At 74.1% G+C, this 21,444-nt stretch carries 19 protein-coding genes and 1 pseudogene; 10 read left to right on the forward strand and 10 right to left on the reverse strand.

From position 1 onward, the window contains the following. Positions 1–671: 671 nt before the first annotated feature. Together AC230_RS07730 and AC230_RS07735 are read left to right on the forward strand one after the other, a co-directional pair. A complete protein-coding gene (locus tag AC230_RS07730; RefSeq protein WP_049715322.1) occupies positions 672–1,928 on the forward strand; it encodes a TerD family protein in 1,257 nt (418 codons plus the stop codon). Between the two features lie 152 nt (positions 1,929–2,080). Next, on the forward strand, positions 2,081–2,494 hold the full coding sequence (locus AC230_RS07735; protein ID WP_049715829.1) for a hypothetical protein: 414 nt from the start codon (positions 2,081–2,083) through the stop codon (positions 2,492–2,494). Between the two features lie 9 nt (positions 2,495–2,503). On the opposite strand, the gene AC230_RS07740 is transcribed toward AC230_RS07735, so the two are convergent. Beyond that, positions 2,504–3,553: an MsnO8 family LLM class oxidoreductase gene (locus AC230_RS07740; RefSeq protein ID WP_049715323.1), complete on the reverse strand. Its 1,050-nt coding sequence runs from the start codon at positions 3,551–3,553 to the stop codon at positions 2,504–2,506. Between the two features lie 424 nt (positions 3,554–3,977). On the opposite strand from AC230_RS07740, the gene AC230_RS07745 reads away from it, so the two are divergent. Together AC230_RS07745 and AC230_RS07750 are read left to right on the forward strand one after the other, a co-directional pair. Beyond that, complete coding sequence (locus AC230_RS07745; protein ID WP_049715324.1) at positions 3,978–4,928, forward strand: C1 family peptidase; 951 nt, start codon at positions 3,978–3,980, stop codon at positions 4,926–4,928. Positions 4,929–5,037: 109 nt separating this feature from the next. Next, a complete protein-coding gene (locus tag AC230_RS07750) occupies positions 5,038–5,898 on the forward strand; it encodes an AraC family transcriptional regulator (RefSeq protein WP_049715325.1) in 861 nt (286 codons plus the stop codon). Positions 5,899–5,915: 17 nt separating this feature from the next. Here AC230_RS07750 and AC230_RS07755 read toward each other — a convergent pair whose 3' ends face one another. The 3 genes and pseudogenes from AC230_RS07755 to AC230_RS34635 form a co-directional block, all read right to left on the reverse strand. After that, positions 5,916–7,070, reverse strand: coding sequence for an acyltransferase family protein (locus AC230_RS07755; RefSeq protein WP_049715326.1), 1,155 nt, complete (start codon positions 7,068–7,070; stop codon positions 5,916–5,918). 130 nt (positions 7,071–7,200) lie between these two features. Further along, on the reverse strand, positions 7,201–7,716 hold the full coding sequence (locus AC230_RS07760; RefSeq protein ID WP_157868536.1) for a hypothetical protein: 516 nt from the start codon (positions 7,714–7,716) through the stop codon (positions 7,201–7,203). A 304-nt stretch (positions 7,717–8,020) separates the two neighbouring features. Further along, positions 8,021–8,560 (reverse strand): annotated as a pseudogene (locus AC230_RS34635) (Scr1 family TA system antitoxin-like transcriptional regulator); the annotation flags it as partial. Between the two features lie 386 nt (positions 8,561–8,946). On the opposite strand from AC230_RS34635, the gene AC230_RS07765 reads away from it, so the two are divergent. From AC230_RS07765 to AC230_RS07780, 4 genes are all read left to right on the forward strand, one after another. Then, a complete protein-coding gene (locus AC230_RS07765) occupies positions 8,947–9,261 on the forward strand; it encodes a hypothetical protein (RefSeq protein ID WP_049715328.1) in 315 nt (104 codons plus the stop codon). 83 nt (positions 9,262–9,344) lie between these two features. Next, positions 9,345–11,042: a P-loop domain-containing protein gene (locus tag AC230_RS07770; protein ID WP_338399785.1), complete on the forward strand. Its 1,698-nt coding sequence runs from the start codon at positions 9,345–9,347 to the stop codon at positions 11,040–11,042. 57 nt (positions 11,043–11,099) lie between these two features. Beyond that, positions 11,100–11,411, forward strand: a complete 312-nt coding sequence (locus AC230_RS07775) for a DUF6191 domain-containing protein (protein WP_049715329.1) — start codon at positions 11,100–11,102, stop codon at positions 11,409–11,411. A gap of 143 nt (positions 11,412–11,554) precedes the next feature. Further along, positions 11,555–12,151, forward strand: coding sequence for a response regulator (locus AC230_RS07780; protein WP_422125564.1), 597 nt, complete (start codon positions 11,555–11,557; stop codon positions 12,149–12,151). A gap of 16 nt (positions 12,152–12,167) precedes the next feature. Here AC230_RS07780 and AC230_RS07785 read toward each other — a convergent pair whose 3' ends face one another. The 5 genes from AC230_RS07785 to AC230_RS07805 all read right to left on the reverse strand — a co-directional run bounded on the left by AC230_RS07785 (position 12,168) and on the right by AC230_RS07805 (position 16,749). Then, complete coding sequence (locus AC230_RS07785; RefSeq protein ID WP_049715331.1) at positions 12,168–13,268, reverse strand: sensor histidine kinase; 1,101 nt, start codon at positions 13,266–13,268, stop codon at positions 12,168–12,170. Next, a complete protein-coding gene (locus AC230_RS31840) occupies positions 13,268–13,714 on the reverse strand; it encodes a hypothetical protein (protein ID WP_049715332.1) in 447 nt (148 codons plus the stop codon). The genes AC230_RS07785 and AC230_RS31840 overlap by 1 nt, the downstream gene beginning before the upstream one ends. A gap of 70 nt (positions 13,715–13,784) precedes the next feature. Beyond that, a complete protein-coding gene (locus AC230_RS07795; protein WP_049715333.1) occupies positions 13,785–14,192 on the reverse strand; it encodes a hypothetical protein in 408 nt (135 codons plus the stop codon). 161 nt (positions 14,193–14,353) lie between these two features. Continuing rightward, on the reverse strand, positions 14,354–15,070 hold the full coding sequence (locus tag AC230_RS07800) for a DUF4097 family beta strand repeat-containing protein (RefSeq protein ID WP_049715334.1): 717 nt from the start codon (positions 15,068–15,070) through the stop codon (positions 14,354–14,356). Between the two features lie 191 nt (positions 15,071–15,261). Next, positions 15,262–16,749 carry a hypothetical protein gene (locus tag AC230_RS07805; RefSeq protein WP_049715831.1) on the reverse strand — a complete coding sequence of 496 codons (1,488 nt, stop codon included), beginning with the start codon at positions 16,747–16,749 and terminating at the stop codon, positions 15,262–15,264. A gap of 348 nt (positions 16,750–17,097) precedes the next feature. Here AC230_RS07805 and AC230_RS07810 point away from each other — a divergent pair, with 348 nt between their 5' ends. Next, positions 17,098–18,945, forward strand: coding sequence for an endonuclease/exonuclease/phosphatase family protein (locus tag AC230_RS07810; RefSeq protein WP_049715335.1), 1,848 nt, complete (start codon positions 17,098–17,100; stop codon positions 18,943–18,945). Positions 18,946–19,078: 133 nt separating this feature from the next. Further along, positions 19,079–19,990: a 4-hydroxy-tetrahydrodipicolinate synthase gene (gene dapA, locus AC230_RS07815; RefSeq protein ID WP_049715336.1), complete on the forward strand. Its 912-nt coding sequence runs from the start codon at positions 19,079–19,081 to the stop codon at positions 19,988–19,990. A gap of 35 nt (positions 19,991–20,025) precedes the next feature. On the opposite strand, the gene AC230_RS07820 is transcribed toward dapA, so the two are convergent. Next, a complete protein-coding gene (locus AC230_RS07820) occupies positions 20,026–21,444 on the reverse strand; it encodes an FAD-dependent monooxygenase (RefSeq protein WP_049715337.1) in 1,419 nt (472 codons plus the stop codon).

Genomic DNA, 21,444 nt, shown 5'->3' on the forward strand with positions numbered 1-21,444 from the left:
TCGGCGGCACCGCGCCGGTACGGGCGGTGTCACCGACGGGGGAATGACGACCGCGCCGGCTGCCGGGAACGCCTCCGCCGCCCGGGGCGCGTCCCCGCCCCGGGCGCGGGCGGGCGCCGCGGGCGCGACGAGCACTCGGGCCTGCGCCCGGGGCACGGTCCGCGCGACGACCACCACGCCGGGCGGGCGCCCGCCCCGGGCCCCTCCCCTACTCCCCTGCCCGGTCCCGGGGATCACCGTCCCGGACGCCCTCCTGCCCGGCGCGCACGCCGGCACGGCGCCGTGACACCCGACGCGTTGTTCCGCCCGCGCGCCGTGCCGGGCTTCCGTGCGCGGCCGCGCTGGGTGCACCCCCTGCTGCTCGGGGGCGCGCCCTGCTACTCGGGGGCGCTGCTGCCCGGGGGGGCGCCCTGTTGATGCCGTACTTCCTGCTTCCTGCTTCCTGCTTCCTGCTTCCTGCTTCCTGCTTCCTGCTTCCTGCTTCCTGCCGGCGAACGCGTTCCTGCCGCTCGCCGCGCTCCCGGCGCTGCTGCTCCCGCCGACGCGGCCGCTGGGGACGGCCATGGCGCAGGCGCCGTGCGGCCGGGGCGACACCGAGCCCGCCCCCGCGGACCGCCCCCGGGTCATGGAACCGCAAAGCCCGCCCGCGCGTTCAACGGATCATGACCGCTATGACCCCCGGCTCGAACATCCCGCTCTCCGTCGCCCGCGTGACGGTGGACGTCACCGCCCCCGTGCGGCTCGACGTCTCGGGCCTGCTGCTCACCTCCGACGGCAAGGTCCGCTCGGACGACGACTTCGTCTTCTACAACCAGCCGGCCGGCCCCGGCGTGACCCACCGGGCCGCCACGGCCGGCGCGCCCGACGCGATCACGGTGGACACCGCGGCCGTCCCCGCCGGCATCGAGAAGATCGTCGTCACGGCGAGCCCGGACGCCCCGGGGGCGACCTTCGCGGGCACCGAGCCCACCGCGACCGTCCGCGACGCGGACACCGGTGCCCCGCTGGCCACGTTCACCCCGCCCCGGCTGACGACGGAGACCGCGCTGGTCGTCGTCGAGGTCTACCGGCGCAACGGCGCGTGGAAGGTCCGGGCGGTGGGCCAGGGCTACGCGAACGGGCTCGCGGGCATCGCGACGGACTTTGGCGTGAGCGTCGAGGAACCGGCGGCCCCGGCCCCCGCGGCCCCCGCCCCGCCGACCGCACCCCCGGCCCCCGCAACGCCCGCCCCGGCGGCCCCGGTTGCCCCGCCGGCCCCGTCCTTCGGCGCGCCCGCCGCGCCTCCGGCTCCCCCCGCTCCCCCGGCCCCGCCGGTGGCGCCCGCCGGGCCCGGCGGCAGCCCTCGGCCCGGCACGATCAGCCTCGACAAGGGCCGCGTCAGCCTCCAGAAGAACCAGACGGTCTCCCTCGTCAAGGGCGGCAGACCGCTGACGCAGTCCGTCCGCATGGGTCTCGGCTGGGAGCCCGCCTACGGCAGCCGCGCCATCGACCTCGACGCGTCCGTCATCGCCTACGGCCCCCAGCGCAACCTCATCGACGCCTGCTACTTCGGCAAGCTGATGATCCTGGGCGGTGCCGTCCAGCACTCCGGTGACAACCTCACGGGCGCGGGCTCCGGCGACGACGAGACGATCACCGTCCACCTGGGCGGCCTGCCGCCCGAGGTCACGGGCCTGGTCTTCACCGTGAGCTCCTTCAACGGCCAGAAGTTCACCCAGGTCGCCAAGGCGTACTGCCGGCTGATGGACGCGCAGACCGGCGAGGAGCTGGTCCGCTTCGACCTCACCGGCGCGGAGCCCAAGACGGGCGTCCTGATGTGCAAGTTCGTCCGCCAGTTCTCGGGCGAGTGGCAGATGACGGCCATCGGCGAGTACGTGAAGTCCCGTACGGTCCGCGACCTGGTCAAGCCGGCGGCCGCGGCCCTGTGACGGACGGAGCGGAACGGAGCGGAACCGAGCGGAGCGGAACGGAACAGAACGGCACGGCCGGAACTTCCGCCGCCGGACCGACGTCTTGAGGTGGGGAGTAGCCTGTGCTCCTCACCTGCCCACAGCGCAGGGCGTTTTGTTTGGAGAGCGCGTTGAACTGTTTCTTTGACCCCTCGCACGGCCCCGGCACGCAGAACGTCATGTGGGCGCCGCAGTGGGGCGTCCCCCGGAGCGTCATGAGCTGCGTCGCGTGCGCCCAGCGGTGGGCGACCGCCCAGCAGCAGGCCGCGGGGTACGCCCAGCAGGGCTACGCGCCGGCGCCCCAGCAGGGCTACGCCCCGCAGGGGTACGCACAGCAGGGCTACCCCCAGCAGGGGTACCCGCAGCAGCAGCCGCAGCGCTCCGGCCCCGGCTGGGGCGGCGTCGCGGCGGCGGGCGCGGCGGGCCTCATCGGCGGCGCGCTGATCAACGAGGCGCTGGACGACGACGAGCCGCAGCAGGTCGTCAACATCACCGAGGTGCACAACGAGTACGTCGACCCGGACGGCGACGGCGACTGGTTCTGACGGACGCCCTCAGGAGACGCCGGACGGCGCGGACGGCCCGGAGGGCCCGAACGGCCCCGCCTGCCCGGCCAGGCGGGCCAGCCGCCGGTAGGAGTCCAACAGGGCTTCCCGGTCGTACGAGTTGGTGGTGACGAGCAGCTCGTCCACCCCCGTCCGCCCGACCAGCGCGGCCAGTTCGGCCGCGACCGCGTCCTCCGTGCCGTGGACGTGCCCGCGCAGCGCCGCCTCGTAGTGCTCGCGCTCGCGGGCCGTCATCGTCCGCCCCTCGACCTCCTCCGCGGGGACGAGGGGCGGGAAGACGCCGCGCGTCCTGGAGTACGCCATGGCCCACGCCTCGGGGACGAGCAGCCGGGCCGCCTCCTCCGCCGTGCCGGCGACGGCGACGTTCCCCGCGAGCACGACGTACGGCTCCGCGCGCAGCGCCGAGGGCCGGAACCCCTTCCGGTAGCGCTCGATCGCGGCGACGGTCGCGTCCGCCCCGTGCAGCCCGCCGATCACCAGCGCCGCGCCCGCCTCGGCCGCGACGTCCGCGCCGGCGTCGTTGGCGAGGACGAACACCGGCACGCGCAGCCCCTCGGCGGGCCGGGCGTGCACCTGCGGGTACGCGGACGCCCCGCCCGCGAACCACTCCGCCAGCTCGGCGAGCCGCTCCGCGAAGCCCCCCATCGCGTCCTTCTCCGCCCCGAGCGCCCGCCGGATGCCGTCCGTGAAGCCCACGGACCGTCCCAGGCCCATGTCGATCCGTCCCGGGAACAGCGACTCCAGCACGCCGAACTGCTCGGCGACGACCATCGTCCGGTGGTTGGGCAGCATCACCCCGCCCGTGCCCACCCGGATCCGGGACGTGGCCCCCGCGACGGCCGCCGCCAGCACGGTCGGCGCCGATCCGGCCACCCCCGGCACGCTGTGGTGTTCCGACACCCAGAACCGCCGGTAGCCGAGCGCCTCCGCCTCGCGCGCGAACGCGACGGTGTCGCGCAGCGCCTCCCCCGGATCGTGCCCCCGCCGGGTGCGCGAGCGGTCGAGCACGGACAGCGGGACGGATATGCGGCTGCTCACACCCGGCTGCAACGCGCCCGGCCCCCGCCGGATTCCCGGTTCCTGCCGCCCCGGCTCCCGCCACCCCCGGGTAATAGGGTGGCCGGTGCACTCCCCGCCCCCGCCCCCGGCCCGCCCCGCCCCGCCCCGCCCCCCGGGAACTGATCCACCCGATCATGGCGTCCCTCCTGCGGGAACAGGATCCCGGCACGGGCCGGCGATCCGCCCAACCCGCCTGTGACGGCGCTCACTTGAACTTGATCCGGAGCCGGGGACGGGGTTAGATTTCGCCTGACATTCGGTCACTTGTTCGACAAAGGCCGATTTGTCGATCCGGGCGGCCCCGGCACCTCCGCGCACCGCGCGTCCGGGGCACCCATGATTTCCGCGTGTATGTCAGGTCCCTGACATACAGCGCTCCTGTCACACCAAGGGGGAAACACCCATGAGCAGTGCCCGTCAGCAGACGAAGGGCCGCGGCACCCGGACGCGCGTGGCCGTCGCCATGTCCGCCGCCGCGACCATCGGCCTCACCTCCGCGGGGATCGCCCAGGCGAGCGCCGCCGACCGGTCCGGCCACGAGGAGACCGCCAAGAAGCCCCCGTTCGCCCTGGGCGCGCTGCCGTCCGCTCCGGAGCGGAGCGCCGTGGCGGCCGGCTCGGTCGAGGCGAGACTGGACGCCCTGTCCCCCTACGGCGCCAAGGCCGGCGCCGCCAAGGCCAAGAAGGCGGGCCTGCCCGCGAGCGTCGACCTGAGCAAGTACGCGGCCGCCCCCGGCTACCAGGGCAACGTCAACTCCTGCGTCGCGTGGGCCATCGACTACTCCGCCTACAAGGTCCTCGAGGGCGTCCAGAAGATATCCGGCGGCCCCCAGGCGCCGATGTACACCTACGCCCAGATCGTCAAGGGCAAGAACATCCCCACCCCGTCCCGGGACCACTTCAACATCGCCATCAAGCAGGGCGTCGACTCCCGGAAGCACTACAAGCCGGGCGACTTCAACTACAAGACGCAGCCGTCGAAGGCCGAGCGGCGCAACGCCGCGCACTGGAAGCTGTCCGGCTACGTCCCGCTGCACACGGGCAGCCGGATCCAGAACGACGTCAAGTCGTCGCTGGCCAAGGGGATGCCGGTCGTCATCATGATTCCGGTGCGGGACGACTTCTACTACCTGACGCCCAAGCAGGCGGCCTCCTACAAGTACTACCCGGGCCGCAACGCCAAGTTCATGGGCTACCACATGATCACGATCACCGGTTACAACAGCAAGGGCGTCCGGGTGGAGAACTCCTGGGGCAAGAACTGGGGCGACCGCGGCTGGGTCAACTTCTCCTGGAACTACCTCCAGAAGCAGGTCGTCGAGGCCGACGCCGTCGGCAAGATCGTCAAGCGGTAGCCGCACCGCGCCCTCGGCTCCCACCCGACCCGACCGGGCACAGGATGTCGGGTCCCCGCGGTCACCCGCCGCCTAGCGTGGTGACCGCAATCAAGGAAGGGGACCGGACATGCTGGACCGGCTCAACCGGGCCATGGAGCACATCGAGGAGCACCTCGACGGCACCGTCGACGTGACCGTCCTGGCGCGCACCGCGGCCACCTCGGAGTACCACCTGCGCCGGCTGTTCTCCGCGCTCGCGGGCATGCCGCTGTCGGAGTACGTCCGGCGCCGGCGGCTCACCGTCGCGGGGGCCGAGGTGCTCGCCGGGCGCGAACCGCTGCTGGACATCGCGGTGCGCTACGGCTACGGCTCGGGCGAGGCCTTCACCCGCGCGTTCCGCGCCGTGCACGGCGTCGGGCCCGGCGAGGCCCGGCGCCACGGCGCGGAGCTCGTCTCCCAGCCCCGGCTCACCTTCCGTCTCACCGTCGAAGGGAGCAGCAGCATGCGCTATCGCATCGTCGACCGCCCGGAGTTCGCCGTCGTCGGCCTCAACGCCCGGATACCCCTGGTCCATTCGGGGCCCAACGCGGCGATGACCGACTTCATCCGCGGCATCGACCCGCACACCGTGGAGCGTCTCGACGCCCTCTCGGACGAGGACCCGCGCGGCATCCTCTCGGTCTGCGACGGCCTCGACCCGAGCCGCGCCGAGGGCACCGCGTTCGACTACTGGCACGGCGTGATCACGTCCGCGCCCGCCCCCGAGGGCACCTCGTCCCTGCCCGTCCCCGCCGGCACGTGGGCGGTCTTCACCACGTCCGGCCCGGCGCCGGAGGCCATCCAGCTCCTGTGGCGGGACGTCTTCACCGAGTGGTTCCCCTCCAACCCGTACCGCAGCCGGCCGGGCCCGGAGATCCTGCGCACGCGGCTCTCCGCCGACAAGTCCGAGGCGGACGCGGAGCTCTGGCTCCCGGTGGAACGGGCGTGACGCCCGGGCGGGCGCCCCTACGGACGGGGGCGCCCGCCCGAGGGCTTCCGGTTCCCGGCCCGGGAGAGCAGACGCACCATGGGTTTCTCCACGCCTTCGTGCAGGAACACCGCGCCCAGCAGGGCCACCGAGGCCACCAGGCCCAGGTGCAGGGTCAGTGGAACGGCGATGCCGTGCACACGGAAGAAGTGCCGGACGCTGAAGATCACCAATTCGTGGACCAGGTAGAAGGCGAACGAGATCTCCCCCAGGTACACGATGAAGCGGTTCCTGAAGGGAGACGGCTCGCCGCGTAGGTCCGTCCGCGCCGCCGCCGCGATGGTCAGGGTGAACGGGACGACGGTGCACGACGCCCAGTGCCAGTTGTACGGGAGGACGTGCGTGATCCCGAAAACGGTCACCGTGGCCAGGGCCAGGCTCGCCACCAGGCCGGGACCGCGCCAGGCCCCGCTCTTGACCAGGAAGGCCAGGGCCACGCCGAGGACGAACTCGGGCAGCCGGACGGGGGGCTGGATGTAGAGCAGGAACTTCGCCTCCCAGCCGGTCGCCCCGGCGAGCCACCGCACGCCGAGCGGGTACAGGGCGACGGCCAGGTTGCCGCCCACGACCACCGCCCAGAGGCCGCGCGAGGTCAGCCGCCGCAGCAGCGGGACGAAGAACGGGAAGGCGAGGTAGAAGAAGAACTCACAACTCAGCGACCACGACACGCCGTTGTAGCCGAACCACCAGTCGTGCCGGTCCGGCACCCACGTCTGGACGAGCCCCAGGTTGCCCACCGCGACGGCGGGGTCCAGGGTCCTGCCCATCCAGACCAGCATGAGCACGGCCAGGCAGAACGTCACCGCATGACTGGGATAGATCCGGACGAAGCGCCGCCACAGGAACTGCCGCGCGGTGTCCCGCGGCCGGGCCGACCAGGCCAGGACGAAGCCGGAGAGGATGAAGAAGAACGAGACGGCCGAGGGGCCGGCGTACGTGAGCTCCTTGATGCGGTACACGTGCCGGGCCGTGCCCGAGGCGCCCTGCTCGTAGGCGAAGTGGTAGCAGAACACGAGGAAGGCCGCGCACCAGCGCAGGCCGGTGAGGGAGTCCAGGCGCACCCGGGCGGGTGCGGGGGTGGATGCCGGCGACGTCGTCGTGGCCGGCGCGGCGGCCGGGGCCGGAGCCGTCACCGGACTCCGTCCCGGCCGGCCGGTATGAGGCGGAGCGGTTCGTCGGCGCGCCCGACGCAACGAGCAAGCATGCTGTTCCTTTCTGCGTTCACCCTCGGCATTCGCTGCGACGGACCGTACTCGACCGCGTTCACGCGGACCGGTCCGGCCCCGCGGCCAAGTCGGCGTACAGCCGGGACAGCAGCCTGGACTTGAGGACGTCGAACTCGTCCCGCGTCAGCTTCCCCTCGTCCAGGAGCCGCGCCAGGGACTCGACACCGGCGACGGCGTCCAGCGGGCCGGGCGGACGGGACGTCCCCGTCGCCGCCAGGTGCCTTTGCGCGAGCACCGCCTCGACCGCCTTTCTGAGCGCCTCGAAAGCCGGTTGCTGCCGGTGCGTGAAGAGCAGGGCGTTCCCGCCGCCCGCCGCGTTCCGTGCGTGCCGCCCGAACAGCGGGCGCCTCTCACCGGCACCGGCCGGGACGAACTGAATGCACCCGAGCCCGATGCGCCGCCCCGCCGGCCGCCAGCGGATGGCCCCCAGCTGAAGAACCGGAATGCGCTTCTCACTCCGCCCGGGGGTTCCGCCGGGGAGCAGCCCGTCATGAATCAAGGTGAGGAATGAGCCGTCGAATCCGACGAGGCCGCCCCGCCCTTCAGCCCACATGTCGCACTCCCACGAACTCCCCCGCTGTCCGTTGTCCACGGACAACGCCCGCCGCCTGGTCGACTCTTTCGTTCAGCCGATCGTCCGGCACCGGTGCGCCGAAGAATTCCCCCCGTTCACGCGCTCACCGGTTCCGCAAAGTCGGCCGCGGCAAAACCTATCACCGGCGGTGGCTCGCGGACGGGGGCCGTGCCCTACACCGAAAGCCCTAAGCCCTGTGTGCCGGCGAGCACTCGGCAGTACATGATTGAACGGCCGGAAAGCTTTTTACGGGTGGCAGTCTCCCCTTGAAAAAACCTTCCGGTCACGGCACGGGCGGCCCCGCGCGCCAGGGGCGGGCGGACCTTCGCAACAGCCGGTCCCCGGCGAGGGCCGAGGTGAGGGAAACCCAGGCGGGACGGGTAATTGGAGGGCGCGGCGGGGGTTGTTTGCCATCCCTTATCGACGCCATGTCCCGTACGCCGCCGGTGGCCTCGAGGCAGTCCCCGTCACCCGCACTGTGCGTGGACTTTCTCCGGACAAGGCCGCTCAGTGTCCGCATGTGCCGAGTTCCTCTGCCTGTTGTTCGATCATCGCAAGGGACGGCTTGATGGGAAGCGCCGGCGCGTGCACCACGTCGTAACGACGGGAATGCCGGAGGCGTGACAGCCCGCGGCATAAGGCAGGCCCTGCACCTCGACATTCGACGTGTGCGCCGCCTCAGAACACGGAGAAGCTGTTCACGCATCGCAACCGCCCCACCCACAGGACGGCGCAGCACCGCCTCGTCCGGAATGGACCTCAACAGCGGCGGGTCGGGCCTTTCAAGGAGCTTCCGCCGGCTGAGCCTGCGCCGCCTCGCGGTCCACCTCCTCGGCGGACAGCCAGGGCTGCGCGTCTTTCTGCCCGGCGACGGCCGATCCGACGCTTTCGCAACGTCGAGCCGTACAGGGCCGGCAAGGACGCCGACGGGTCAAGTTCCTTGAGTGCAGGGACGGTTGGCACCCATTGACGTCGCGCGCCACCGTGAACGTTACCGCTGGTGAGCGTAGCGCCACTCCCCGATGCCGGATACGGAAACGGAGCGCCGCAGACCCGCTCGGCGAGGCCGGGACGCCGACGACGGCGATGGGGCGCCATCTGCGCGAGGCGCATCGCGCGTGATCGCGAGGGCGGGCCGGCGCGCTCGCCCCTCGCCACCCCGGCGGCTTACGCTCGAAGTACGGCCTGCAGGGACAAGGAGGTCGGACCATGTTCTACGTCCTGCTGGCACACCACAGCCCCGAGACCTGTCCGACGAGCCACGCGAAGACGCGGGAGCTGCTGCTGCGGATGGCGCCGGAGATTCCGGGGATCGCCGGGAAGGCCGGTGTGAGCATCGTGGCCGGGCCCTTCGTCAACCGGGAGCACACGGTCGTCATGATCGTCGAGGCGGAGAGGCCGGAGAGTGTCGACCGGTTCCTCGTGGAGAGCCGCATTCCGCAGTGGAACCGGGTGCACATCCTGCCCTCGCTGAGGATGGAGGAGGTCATGGACGAGGTACGGGAGGCGGCACCGCTCTTCTGAGACCGCTCTCCTCTTCTGAGACCGCTCTTCCGGGTCCGGCGGCGCCCCTCACTAAGCTGGTCGGCCGGCCTCCGCGGAGAAGGGTGACCAGCAGCATCATGGCGTACGGCACAGACCGGAACGGCGACCTCCAGGCGACCCTGCGCCGTCTCGACGGCGCGCCCTACGGGCGGTACAAGTCGCTGGCCGGGCGGTGGGACGTCGCCGGGGTCGCCGTGGAGCTCGTGCGGGCGCAGGCCGATCCGTACGCGCCGCCCGCGCGGGTGGCGGTGCACGTGCCGGCGTCCGTCGCCGGGTTTCCGGCCGGGCTGTACGGGACGCCGCTGCGGCGGCGGGCGCTGGCGGGGTTCCTCGCCCGGCGGGCGGCGGCCGAGGCCGGTGACGGGGTGCTGGTCGACGGGGGCGGGCAGGAGGTGCTGCAGCGCTCGTCCTGCCAGGTCGGGGCGGACGGCGCGGTGACGCTGCGGCTGAACGTGCCGCTGCCGGGGCCCCGGCGCCGGATCGACGGGCGGGCGGCCGAGGAGATCCTGTGCCGCGGGCTGCCGCGCCTGGCCGAACGGGCCCTGCGGTACGAGGCGCTGGACGCGGACGCCGTGCGGCGCTTCGTGGAGACCGTCGAGGACTCCTGCGCCCTGCGCGACGCCCTCCCCGGCCTCGGCCTGGTCGCCTTCGTCGCCGACGGCGCCGTCCTGCCGCGCCGCAGCGGCGTCGACGACCGGCCCGCGCGGGGCGCGGGTGTCGTCCCCTTCCGCTCCCCCGACGCACTGCGGGTCACCGTCGGACTCCCGCACGCCGGCGCCGTGTCGGGGATGGGCGTGCCGGAGGGCGTCACGCTCGTCGTCGGCGGCGGCTTCCACGGGAAGTCGACGCTGCTGCGGGCGCTGGAGAGCGGGGTGTACGACCATGTCCCGGGCGACGGGCGGGAGTTGGTGGTCGCGCGGCACGAGACGGTGAAGGTGCGCGCCGAGGACGGCCGCCGGGTCGAGCGGGTGGACCTGCACGCGTTCGTGAGCCATCTGCCGACCGGGCAGGACACGACGGACTTCCGTACGGACAACGCGTCCGGCTCCACCTCCCAGGCCGCGTCGATCGTGGAGGCCGTGGAGGCGGGGGCACGGGTGCTGCTCGTCGACGAGGACACGGCCGCCACCAACCTGATGATCCGGGACGCCCGGATGCAGGCGCTGGTGGCCAAGGCCCGGGAGCCGCTGACACCGTTCGTGGACCTGGTCGGCTCCCTGCACCGGGACCACGGGGTCTCGACGGTGCTGGTCATGGGCGGGTCGGGCGACTACATGGAGGTCGCCGACCGGGTCGTGATGATGGACGGCTACCGTCCCGCGGACGTCACGGCGCGGGCCAGGGAGCTGGCCGCGGTCCCGACGGGACGCCGCGCGGAGGCGGACGCCTTCCCCGCCGTCGTCCACCGTCGCCCCGATCCGGCGTCCGTGGACGGCACGGTCCGCGGCCGGCTGCGGGTGACGGCCCGGGGCACGGACGCGCTCGTCCTGGGCGAGCACACCGTGGACGTCCGCGCGCTGGAGCAGATCACCGACTCGCGACAGGTCGTCGGCGTCGGCCTGGCCCTCGGCCTGCTCGTGCGCGCCGGGCACCTGGACGGCCGGCGCACGCTCTCCGCCGCCCTCGACCTCCTCGACCGCCAACTCGCCGAGGGCGTCGCCCCGTTGCTGGCCCTGCGCGACGAGGACTTCGCCCTCCCCCGCCGCTTCGAGGTCGCGGCGGCCCTGAACCGGCTGCGGACGCTGACCGTGGTCCGCTGACGGCTCGCGGGGCCGCCGGGGTGGACATCCGTTCGGCCAGCCGTCAGGCTGCCCCCCATGGAGGTCGTCTTCTTCATGACGCTGCCCGGGCTGGTGGTCCTCCTGACGATCGTCGCCTTCGCCGACCAGGTGCTGCTGCGCGCGGGCCGGGCCGGGTTGCTGCCGTGGCGGAACGCGGGCCGGCGTGGGCAGGTGTCGGCGACCGGGTTCGAGCAGTTGCACGCGACGTTCTCGCAGGGGAAGCAGAACGAGCTGAGGGAACGGCGGAGTTCGCTCGTGATGCGGGACGACGAGGAGGACGGGGATCCGCCGTGGTCGACGGTGGACCTGGCCGCCGGGAAGGCCGTCATCAGGCCGCCGAAGCGGTGAGGGGTCCGCTCGTCGCCGGCGGGGACGGGGTCCGCGGGGAGGCGGGGGACGGGGTCCGCCGCTTATCATCGACGCTTGTGCACGGCGGGGGCTCGTCCCGTTCGAGGAGAAGACGGGGAACGGGTGGTTCTGCTGTGATTTCAGTGCTGGTTGCCGAGGACCAGCACGTCGTACGCGCCGCGCTCGTGTCCCTGCTCGGCCGGCAGCTGGGCATCGAGGTGGTGGCCGACGTCGCCTCCGGCGCGGACGTGTGCGCGGCGGCGCTGCGGCACCGGCCGGACGTGGCGGTGCTGGACCTGGGGCTGCCGGAGGTGGACGGACTGACGGCGGCCCTGCGGCTGCGGGAGGCGCTCCCCGCCTGCCGGCCGCTGATCCTGACGGGCATGGACCGGCCGGGGCACGTGCACCGCGCCCTGTCGGCGGGCATCCCGGGCTTCCTGCTCAAGACCGCGACGGCGGAGGAGCTGACCGGTGCGATCCGGACGGTGGCGGCCGGCGGCCGGGTGATCGGCGAGGGGCTGGCCGAGGCGTCGTGGGAGCCGGGCGTGTGCCCGCTCACCGAGCGGGAGGCGCAGGTGCTGGCGCTGGCCGCGACGGGCGCGGCGCCGCGGGAGATCGCCGCGGAGCTGTTCCTGTCGCTGGGGCGGGTGCGCAACTGCCTGTCCTCGGCCACCGGGAAGCTGTGCGCCCGCACGCTGGTGGACGCGGTGCGGATCGCCGAGCGCAACGGCTGGATCTGAGGCGCTCAGCGGCACCTCAGAGGGGGAGTTCGACGGTCAGCCGGAAGCGGCCGGCGCCGTCGGGGCCGGCGTCGAGGCGCCCGCCCAGCTCCTCCGCCCGCGCGGCGAGGCCGGGCAGCCCGCTGCCCTGCGCGCCCGAAGCCCCCGGCCGTGCGCCGTCGTTGACGATCGTCAGGCGCACCGCGCCGGGCGTGCGCGTGACGGTGACGGAGCAGTGGCGCGCGTCGCTGTGGCGCAGCACGTTGGTGACGCCCTCGCGCAGGCAGGCGCCGAGCGGGCCGGAGAGGCCGGGCGGTACGGGGGCGCCGGTGACCTCGGCGGTGACGCCCGCGGCGGCGAGGGCGGCGCGGGCGCGGGCGAGTTCGTCGTCGAGGGCGAGGGGGAGGCGGCCGCGGGCGACGCCGCGTACGTCGGCGAGGGCGGTGCGCGCGATCTCCTCCAGCTCGGCCAGCTCGCGGCGGGCCTCCGCCGTGGCGTCGCCGGGCGGCAGGGCCGCGGCGGCGCCCTGCGCCTTGAGGGCGAGCGCGGAGAGCCGGCCGCCCAGCAGGTCGTGCAGGTCGCGGGCGACGCGGTCGCGTTCGCGCTGGACGGCGCGGGCGGCGGCGCGGGCCCGTTCGTCCTGCGCCTGGGAGGTGAGCCGGGACAGCCGGACGATGCCGTGCACGACGAGCCCGACGAGCAGGGTGTCGAGGGCGACGCGGAGGCCGAGGCGGTTGTCGACGGGCAGCAGGACGATGATCAGCGGCCCGCTGGCGGCGACCGCGGCGGCCGCGTAGAGCGAGAGGGGCCTGGGCAGTTGGGCGAGGGCCGCGCCGAGCAGGAACCCGAGGGCGCTCAGCCAGGGTTCGCCGAGGACGAGCAGCGGGATGTAGGTGAGGACGGCCTGGGCGGCGAGCAGGAGCAGCCCCCGGTACGGGCGGCGGGGGCGCGTCGGGGCGTGCTGGGCGACGGTCACCAGCAGCAGGGCGGCGGTGAGGGCGGCGGGCACGGCGGCGCCGTAGGGGGCGGCCTGCTCCAGCAGGCGCGGGTACGCCGTGCCGAGGGCCACGCAGAAGACCGCGCACAGGACGAGTGAGGTGAGCAGGCCGGCGCGGACCTGCCGGTCGGCGCCCGGCACTACGGCTTCCGGCAGCCGTCCGTGAGCAGCGGCGCGACCGGGTCGAGGAACCAGCGGCCCCCGTCCTGGACGGTCTCCCAGTCGACGCAGGAGACGAGGTGGCCGCGGCGGGTCGCGGTGAGGACGATGGCCGGGGCCTGCCGGGAGGTGTCGGGGGTGACGGACAGGGCGTCGAAGCCGGCGTTCGCCAGCTTCTCCTCCAGGGTGTCGGTGTACTCCCCGGCGCCGTCGCCGTGCACATACCGTTCGAGCGCGCCGACGCCGTCGTTGTGGACGGAGCGGTCGACCACCGCGGCGAGGGCCTCGAAGCTCTCCGCGCCCGCGTCGGGGGTGCGGGCGATGACGACGGTCACGACGGCCGTCCAGCCGAGGAAGGCCGCGGCGCCGGCGGTCGTCAGGAGCTTCGCGCGGGTGGTCCTCCCGCGTGTCCGCGGCGGCTGTGACATCTCTCCTCGTAACGGTCGGCTGGCGGCGGACGACCTGGTGCGACGGCGTCCACCGCCAGCCTACCCGACCCTAGTTGTGGATCGTGATGCATGCCTTCTTGCCGGGGAACTGGCTCCAATAGCCGCACATCTTGGTGTTGTTGGGGAAGCTCCGGTTGATCGTCTTCGAGACCTCGACGGTCTGCGTGCGGCGCGCGTCCTGCATCGGGCCGGTCCAGGACCAGGAGCCGGCGACGATGACGGGCTTGTCCTTCCAGGCGCGGTTGTTGGACTTCTTGCTGATGGTGAAGCGGTCGACCTTCAGCTTGGTGCCCTTGACGTCCAGGCACACGGAGCCCGAACCGTCCGTCATGCCCGCGTTGCCGGTGCAGCCGCGCGCGGAGGCGGCGGCGGGGGACGCGGCGAAGCCGATCAGGGACAGGGTGGCGGCCGCGACGACACCGGCGGCGGAGGCGCGGCGGCGCTGGAACTTGCTCATGTCTTCCTCGAACTCTGGTGCGTACTGCGCTGTGTGCGCGCTCCATCCCAGCAGGGGGCGCCGGCGGGCCGGGAGTGCGGACGTCACGCCGGAGACGTGAGATCTTCACGCCGCGGCGCGGCGCGTTCGGAAGTTCGCCTAGACGCGGGTCGCGGCCGCCCTCAGGACGGCAGCACCCGGACGTCGCCGCCCTGGGTGTGCGCCGCGACCTTGTGGCGCGAGCCCGGGTCCGTGGCGACGCCGACCTCGCGGTGACCGCCGGCGGTGGTGGCGTCCACGGCGTAGGTGCCCTTGGGCAGGCCGATGCGGACGTCACCGCCGGAGGTGCGGCCGTCCACCGTGTCGGGGACGGCCGTGAAGGAGGCCACGACGTTGCCGCCCTGGGTGTGCGCGCTCGCCGAACGGGCCGCGCTGTCCTCGATGGTGACGTCCCCGCCCTTGGTCTCGGCGGTGACGGCGCCGGAGGTGCCGCGGACGGTGAGGCTGCCGCCGTCGGAGTCCAGGGTGACGGCCGCGGTGCGGGGCACCCGGATCTCCAGGCTGACGGTGCAGCGGTGCGCGCCGCCGCAGTCGGCCTTGTCGATCGACAACGTGCCGCCGTGGAGCCGGTGTCCGGGGCTGGGCTTGCTCTTGCTGTACTCGTAGCGCTCGGTCACCCGGACCTTGCCGTCTCCGCCGCCGCCGTCCGCGAGCGGGAGGACAGTGATGTCGCCGCCGTGCGTGGCCGCGTCCACGGCCTTGACCGCGCCGTCGACGGTGTACGTCCGCTCGGCCTTCTTGACGGGGCCGGTGTCGCTCATCGAGCAGCCGGTCGCGAGGGTCGCGGTGGCGAGGACCGCGGCGGCGAGGGCGAGGGCGCGGGTCTGGCGGCGGGGCATGGCGGGTGGGCTCCAGGGCACTACGGGGACGATGCGCCCCCATCCTCCCGCGTCCCGGCCGCCATTCGCGTCCCCTCAGGGGATGACGTGCTCCCCGACGGGCCCTGGGGGTGTTCCCCGCCCCGCCCCGTCCCCCCGGCGTGCGGCGGCACCGGGGGGGACGGGACGGGCGGGGAGGGGAACCGCGGGGCTCAGCGGCGCGAGCGGGCCTTGAAGGCCGCCTTGCGGGCCTCCTTGGAGATCTTCTTGTCGGGGTGGAGGCGGCCCATGGCCTCCAGGACGTCGGCGGTGGCGGGGTGGTCGACCCGCCAGGCGGAGTCGAAGAAGCCGCTGTGCTGGCCGACCAGGCCCTGGACGAGGTCGCGGAGCTCGGCCGAGTCGTCCTCGGTGGCGAGCTGCGCGGCGATGGTGTCGACGGTGAGCCAGAAGACCATCGCCTCCCCCGGCTCGGGGATGCCGGTGGCGCCGCGCTCGGCCAGCCAGACGCGGGCGAGCCCGCCGAGCTGCGGGTCGTCGAGGACGTCGCGGAGGGCGGGTTCGGCCTCCGGGCCGAGGAGGGCGAGAGCCTGCTGGCAGGCCAGGCGGCGCAGCGGCGCCTCCTCGTCGTCGCCGCGGGCGGCGGCCAGGAGGTCGCGGGCGGCGGCGGACGGCTCGCGGCGGGCCAGCCAGAGCTCGGTCTCGGTGCGGGCGGCGGGCTCCGGGTGGTGGGGCAGGGCGGCCAGGAGCGCGGCGGCGTCGCGCTCGGCGAGGTCGCCGACGGCGGGGGCGTCGACGCCGGCCTCCAGCATCCGGGTGCGCACGGCGAAGACGCCGAGCGGGGTGAGGGCGACCATGCCGTAGCGGGTGACGTCCTCCTCCTCGGGGACGTCGGAGGCGACGCCGTCGACGGACTCGCGGATGTGGCCCTCGCCGTCGACCTCCTCGATGAGCGCCTCGTCCACCGGCTGGTACTCGACGAGCCCGGTGGGGGCGAGCATCCGGAACTGGTCGTCCAGGCGCATCATCGCGTCGGAGACCTCTTCGAGGATGTCGTCGGTGGGCTCGTCCATGTCGTCCGGGACGATCACGGAGGCGGCCAGGGCGGGCAGCGGGACGGGCCGCTCGGCGGAGCCCTCGTCCAGGGCGGTGAGCAGGTAGAGGTTGCCGAGGACGCCGTCGAGGAAGTCGGCCTCCTCCTCGGGGTTCCAGTCGATGGCGTCGAGGTCGAGGTCGCCGCCCTCGGAGATCTGCTCCACGATGTCGCCGAGGTCGGGGGCCGCCGCGTCCGCCAGGACGGATTCCAGGCCGCCCAGCCAGAGGTCCAGGATGTCCTGGGGGCTGCCGGAGGTCAGCGTGGCCAGCTCCTCGCCGGCCACCGCCGTGCCGCCGGGCTCGTCGGACGCCGCGCCCTCGGCCCCGGGCAGCTCCGTGAACTCGACCAGGCCGGTGTCCAGGGCGAGCTGCCACGCCTCGGCGGCGTACGCCGGACCTTCCTCGTCGCCGTCGAGCCCCAGCAGCCCGGTCGCGGTGCGGAGCTGGTCGGCCAGGAGCTCGCCGCCCGCGCCGACCGGGGTGCCCTCGCCGGCCCAGCGGGCCAGTCGGGCGGCACGGGCGAACAGCGGCGCGGAGAGCGCGTCGCGCGCGAGCTCCGCGTCGGAGAGGAGCCGCACCGGCGGCATGGTCGGGCGGTCTACGGGCATCAGGGGGGTCATCTCCTCGGGGGCGACGGCACCGTGGCGGGCCGGCGGGATGAACGTCATGGTCCGGGCGTGGCCGCGGCCGCCCGCCCGCGGCGGCGGGCGCGCACGGGTGCCGGGGGCGCACGTACCGCCCCAGCGTAGACGGGAATCGCCCGTCGCCGCCCGGTTCACGGACCCGTCGGGCCCCGTACACCCGCGGGACCTTGACAACTGGTCTGTCCACACAAGAAATTGACGCGCGGAGAAAACACGTCAAGATCATCGTGGCGCGATTCCTGCGAACGACGCCCTTTCTCCCGCCCTTCACGGGCTCCTCTCCCACCTCTTCCACCTCACCGGAGGCCCTCCGTGCGCAGTCGGCGCCGCCCCACCCGCAGATCGGCCGTCACCCTCACCGTCCTCGTCACCGGCGCGCTCGCGGCCGGGCTGCTCACCGCCCCCACCGCGAGCGCCGACGGCGACGGCGCCGTCCGCATCCACGACATCCAGGGCACCACACGCCTCTCCCCGTACGCGGGCGAGCGGGTCGCCGGCGTACCGGGCGTGGTGACCGCCGTCCGCGGCTTCGGCTCCGCGCGCGGCTTCTGGTTCCAGGACACCGAGCCGGACCGGGACGCGTCCACCAGCGAGGCGCTCTTCGTCTTCACCGGCTCCACCACGCCGGACGTCCGGCCGGGCGACGCGGTCCGGGTCTCCGGCACGGTCAAGGAGTTCTACCCCGGCGGGGAGAACGCCGGGCTCCAGTCGGTCACCCAGCTGACCGGCGCGACGTGGGCCGTCCGCTCCTCGGGCAACGCCCTGCCGCCCGCCGTCGTCCTCAACGCGGCGTCCATACCGGCCCGTTACGCGCCCGACGCGCACGGCGGCTCCATCGAGGACCTGCCGCTGCGGCCCGGCCGCTACGCGCTGGACCGCCTGGAGTCGCTGGAGGGCATGCGGGTCTCGGTGCGCAACGCGCCGGTCACCCAGGCGACGAGCGCGTACCACGACCTGTGGGTCACCGCCGCCCCCCGCCACCACCGCACCCCGCGCGGCGGCGTTCTCTACGGCTCGTACGCCGATCCCAACGGGGCCCGCGTCAAGGTGGCCTCGCTCATCCCCTTCGCGCGGCGGCCCTTCCCGGTGGCGGACGTGGGCGACGAGCTGACCGGCGTGACCGCCGGCCCCCTCGACTACGACAACCACGGCGGCTACACGCTCCAGGCGACCGAGCTGGGCGGCCTCGTCAAGCACGGCCTGGAGCGGGAGACCACCCGCAAGCAGCGGAGCGGCGAACTGGCCGTCGCCACCTACAACGTCGAGAACCTCTCCCCCCGCAACCCGCAGGAGAAGTTCGACCGGCTGGCCTCGGCCCTCGTCACCAACCTCGCCTCGCCCGACATCGTCGCCCTGGAGGAGGTCCAGGACGACAACGGCACCGGCGACGACGGCACCGTGGACGCCGGGGTCACCCTCAAGAGGCTCACGGACGCGATCGCCGCGGCGGGCGGTCCCGCGTACCAGTGGCGGCAGATCAACCCGGTGGACGGCCGGGACGGCGGCCAGCCCGGCGGCAACATACGCACCGCCTTCCTCTTCAACCCCGCCCGCGTCTCCTTCACCGACAAGCCGGGCGGCGACTCCACGACGCCGGTCGACGTCGTCCGCGAGGGCGGCGCGGTCGCGCTCACCGCCTCCCCCGGGCGCGTGGACCCGGCGAACGACGCGTGGCGGAACAGCCGCAAGCCGCTGGCGGGCCAGTTCTCCTTCCGCGGCGAGCGGGTCTTCGTGATCGCCAACCACTTCACCTCCAAGGGCGGCGACCAGGGGCTCGACAGCCGCTTCCAGGCGCCGTCGCGCACCTCCGAGGTGCAGCGCGTCCAGCAGGCGAAGGCCGTCAACGCCTTCGCCGGACGGATCCTCGCGGCCGACCGGAAGGCCGCCGTGATCGTCGCGGGCGACCTCAACGACTACCAGTTCTCCCCCGCGCTCTCCGCGCTCACGGCCGGGCGCGTGCTGACCGACCAGGTGGGCCTGCTGCCGGTGAAGGAACGGTACGGCTATGTGTACCAGGGCAACTCCCAGGTCCTGGACCACATTCTGACCAGCCCCTCGATGGGCCGGAAGCACACGGACTACGACATCGTCCACATCAACGCCGAGTTCGCCGACCAGGCGAGCGACCACGACCCGCAGGTGCTGCGCTGGCGCCCCTGACCGCCGGTCCCCGACCGGTGGATTGAGCAGCGCTTAAACCTCGCAGTAGAACAATTCCATGGACGTGTACGGTCGTTGGTGGCGAGGATGAGGGACGTCCCCCGCTTCCCCTCCCTCCTGGAGCGATGCCGCGATGACGCCGCCCCTCACCGGCCCCTTCGGCCGTACGGTCTGTGCGATGGTGACCCCCTTCACCGACGACGGCCGGCTCGACCTCGACGCCGCGCAGGCGCTCGCCGACCGCCTGGTGGGCGAGGGCCGCTGCGACGGGCTGGTCCTCAACGGGACCACCGGCGAGGCGCCCACCACCAGTGACTTCGAGAAGAGCGATCTGATCCGCGCCGTGCGCGACGCCGTCGCGGGGCGGGCCCGCGTCACGGCCGGCGTCGGTACGAACGACACCCGGCACACCGTCGAACTCGCCCGTGCGGCGGAGGCCGCCGGGGCCGACGGCCTGCTCGTCGTCACCCCCTACTACAGCCGCCCGCCGCAGGACGACGTCGCCCGGCACTTCCTGACGGTCGCCGACGCGGTCGGCCTGCCGGTGATGCTCTACGACATCCCGGGGCGGACGGGCACGCGCATCGAGGTCGACACGATGCTGCGGCTGGCCGAGCATCCGCGGGTGGCCGGGGTCAAGGACTGCTCCTTCGACCTCCTCGGCAGCGCGAAGGTCATCGCGCGGACGGACCTGCTCTACTACTCCGGCGCCGAGGAACTCAACCTGCCCTTGCGGGCCGTCGGCGCGGCCGGCTACGTCAGCACCGTCGCGAACGCCGCGGGGGCGCTGCTGGCGGCGGCGCTCGACGCCTTCGACGCCGGGGCCCCGGAGGAGGCCGTCCGGCACCACCAACGGGCGCTTCCCCTGGTCGAGTTGATGATGTCCTCCGGCCTGCCCGGCACGGTGACGGCCAAGGCGCTGCTCACCGCCCTGGGCCTCCCGGGCGGCGGCCCGGTGCGGGCACCCCTGCGGGTGGCGGGGGCGGAGTGGGGGGCGGAGCTGCGGAAGGCGTACGAGGAGGCGGTGGGGGCGCCGGGGCTGTGACCCCGCTCCCGCACCGCCCGTTCCCCGGGGACCCCTCACGAGGGGGCGCCGAACCAGCGGCGCAGGGCCGGCTCCGGCCCCTCCCCCTCCGGCGCACCCTCGCCCCCGCCCGCCCAGCACACATATCCGTCCGGCCGCACCAGGACGCGGTCCGGGGCGGGCGACCAGTCCACCCGGTCCGCCCAGCCGCGCAGCGGCGACGCGTCCGGGCCGAGGAGCAGGCCGCGCCCGGCCGGCAGCCGGAGCCGGGGCAGGCGGCGGCCGAGCAGCGGATGAGCGGGCGCCCCCGGCATCGGGTAGCGGAGGTCGAGGCCGGAGATCAGGCCGGCGACGCGGCGGTTGGCCTCCGGGCCGGAGAGCAGGTCGGCGACGACGGCGCGGACGGCGCGCGCGTCGACGTCGGGGAGGGCCAGCGCCCCCTGGGCGCGCGTGTTCTCCAGGACGGCCGCCCCGACCGGATGCCGCTCGTCGTGGTACGAGCCGAGCAGCCCCTCCGGCCCCCGCCCCCGCACCACGGCCGCCAGCTTCCAGCCCAGGTTGAAGGCGTCCTGGACACCGAGGTTGAGGCCCTGCCCACCGGCGGGCAGATGCACGTGGGCCGCGTCGCCGGCCAGCAGCACACGGCCGTCGACGTACGACTCCGCCTGCCGGGAGGCGTCCGTGAAGCGGGAGCCCCAGCGGAGGGCGCGCAGCCGCGGGTGGTGGCCGGGGCCGGTGTTCAGCGCGGCCCGCACCTCGTCCTCGGTGACGGGCGCGTCGCGCGGCACGTCCGCGTACGGCACGCCGCCGAAGACGAAGCGGAAGACGCCGTCGCCGAGCGGCGTCAGGGCGGCCGTCGGCCCGTGGCCGGCCTCGAAGGGCGGCGGCCGCCACTCGGTGGGCAGCGCCGGATCGTCCTCCAGCTCGACGTCGGCGACGGCGAGCGACACCCGCGCGTCCCGCCCCGGGAAACCGACGCCCAGCTCCTTGCGGACCCGGCTGCGCCCGCCGTCCGCGCCCACCAGGTAGGCGGCGCGGAAGGCGCGTGCGCCGCCGGGCCCCTCCGCGGTCACGGAGACACCGCCGGCGTCCTGCGCGAAACCGGTCAGCTCGTGCCCCCGCAGCACGGGTACGCCCTGCGCGGCGAGGCGGTCCTCCAGGAACCCCTCGACCCGCGCCTGCGGAATGCCCACTTGGTAGGGGAAGCGGGTGTCGAGCGCCCCGTAGTCGAGCGCGATGCCCGCGAAGTGCCCCCAGGGCAGGGCGGTCAGGGCGCGGTCGGCGAGCGGGTCCAGCCAGCCGCGCAGGTCGAACATCTCGGCGGTGCGCGGCTGGAGGTTCAGCGCCTTGGACTGGCCGCTGCGCCGGAGGGTGCGCTCCAGGACGAGGGTGCGGACGCCGGCGAGCCCCAGCTCGTTGGCGAGGGTCAGGCCCGTGGGCCCGGCGCCGACCACGATCACTTCCGGGTGGGTCAC

Origin of the sequence: Streptomyces caatingaensis (genome assembly GCF_001187435.1) — a bacterium.
Taxonomy (GTDB): Bacteria; Actinomycetota; Actinomycetes; order Streptomycetales; family Streptomycetaceae; genus Streptomyces; species Streptomyces caatingaensis.

Coding starts and splice junctions, on each gene's coding strand:
- AC230_RS07730 (WP_049715322.1), top strand. CDS start 672: ATGACCCCCGGCTCGAACATCCCGCTCTCCGTCGCCCGCGTGACGGTG.
- AC230_RS07745 (WP_049715324.1), top strand. CDS start 3,978: ATGAGCAGTGCCCGTCAGCAGACGAAGGGCCGCGGCACCCGGACGCGC.
- AC230_RS07750 (WP_049715325.1), top strand. CDS start 5,038: ATGCTGGACCGGCTCAACCGGGCCATGGAGCACATCGAGGAGCACCTC.
- AC230_RS07760 (WP_157868536.1), bottom strand. CDS start 7,716: ATGTGGGCTGAAGGGCGGGGCGGCCTCGTCGGATTCGACGGCTCATTC.
- AC230_RS07765 (WP_049715328.1), top strand. CDS start 8,947: ATGTTCTACGTCCTGCTGGCACACCACAGCCCCGAGACCTGTCCGACG.
- AC230_RS07775 (WP_049715329.1), top strand. CDS start 11,100: ATGGAGGTCGTCTTCTTCATGACGCTGCCCGGGCTGGTGGTCCTCCTG.
- AC230_RS31840 (WP_049715332.1), bottom strand. CDS start 13,714: ATGTCACAGCCGCCGCGGACACGCGGGAGGACCACCCGCGCGAAGCTC.
- AC230_RS07795 (WP_049715333.1), bottom strand. CDS start 14,192: ATGAGCAAGTTCCAGCGCCGCCGCGCCTCCGCCGCCGGTGTCGTCGCG.
- AC230_RS07800 (WP_049715334.1), bottom strand. CDS start 15,070: ATGCCCCGCCGCCAGACCCGCGCCCTCGCCCTCGCCGCCGCGGTCCTC.
- AC230_RS07805 (WP_049715831.1), bottom strand. CDS start 16,749: ATGCCCGTAGACCGCCCGACCATGCCGCCGGTGCGGCTCCTCTCCGAC.
- dapA (WP_049715336.1), top strand. CDS start 19,079: ATGACGCCGCCCCTCACCGGCCCCTTCGGCCGTACGGTCTGTGCGATG.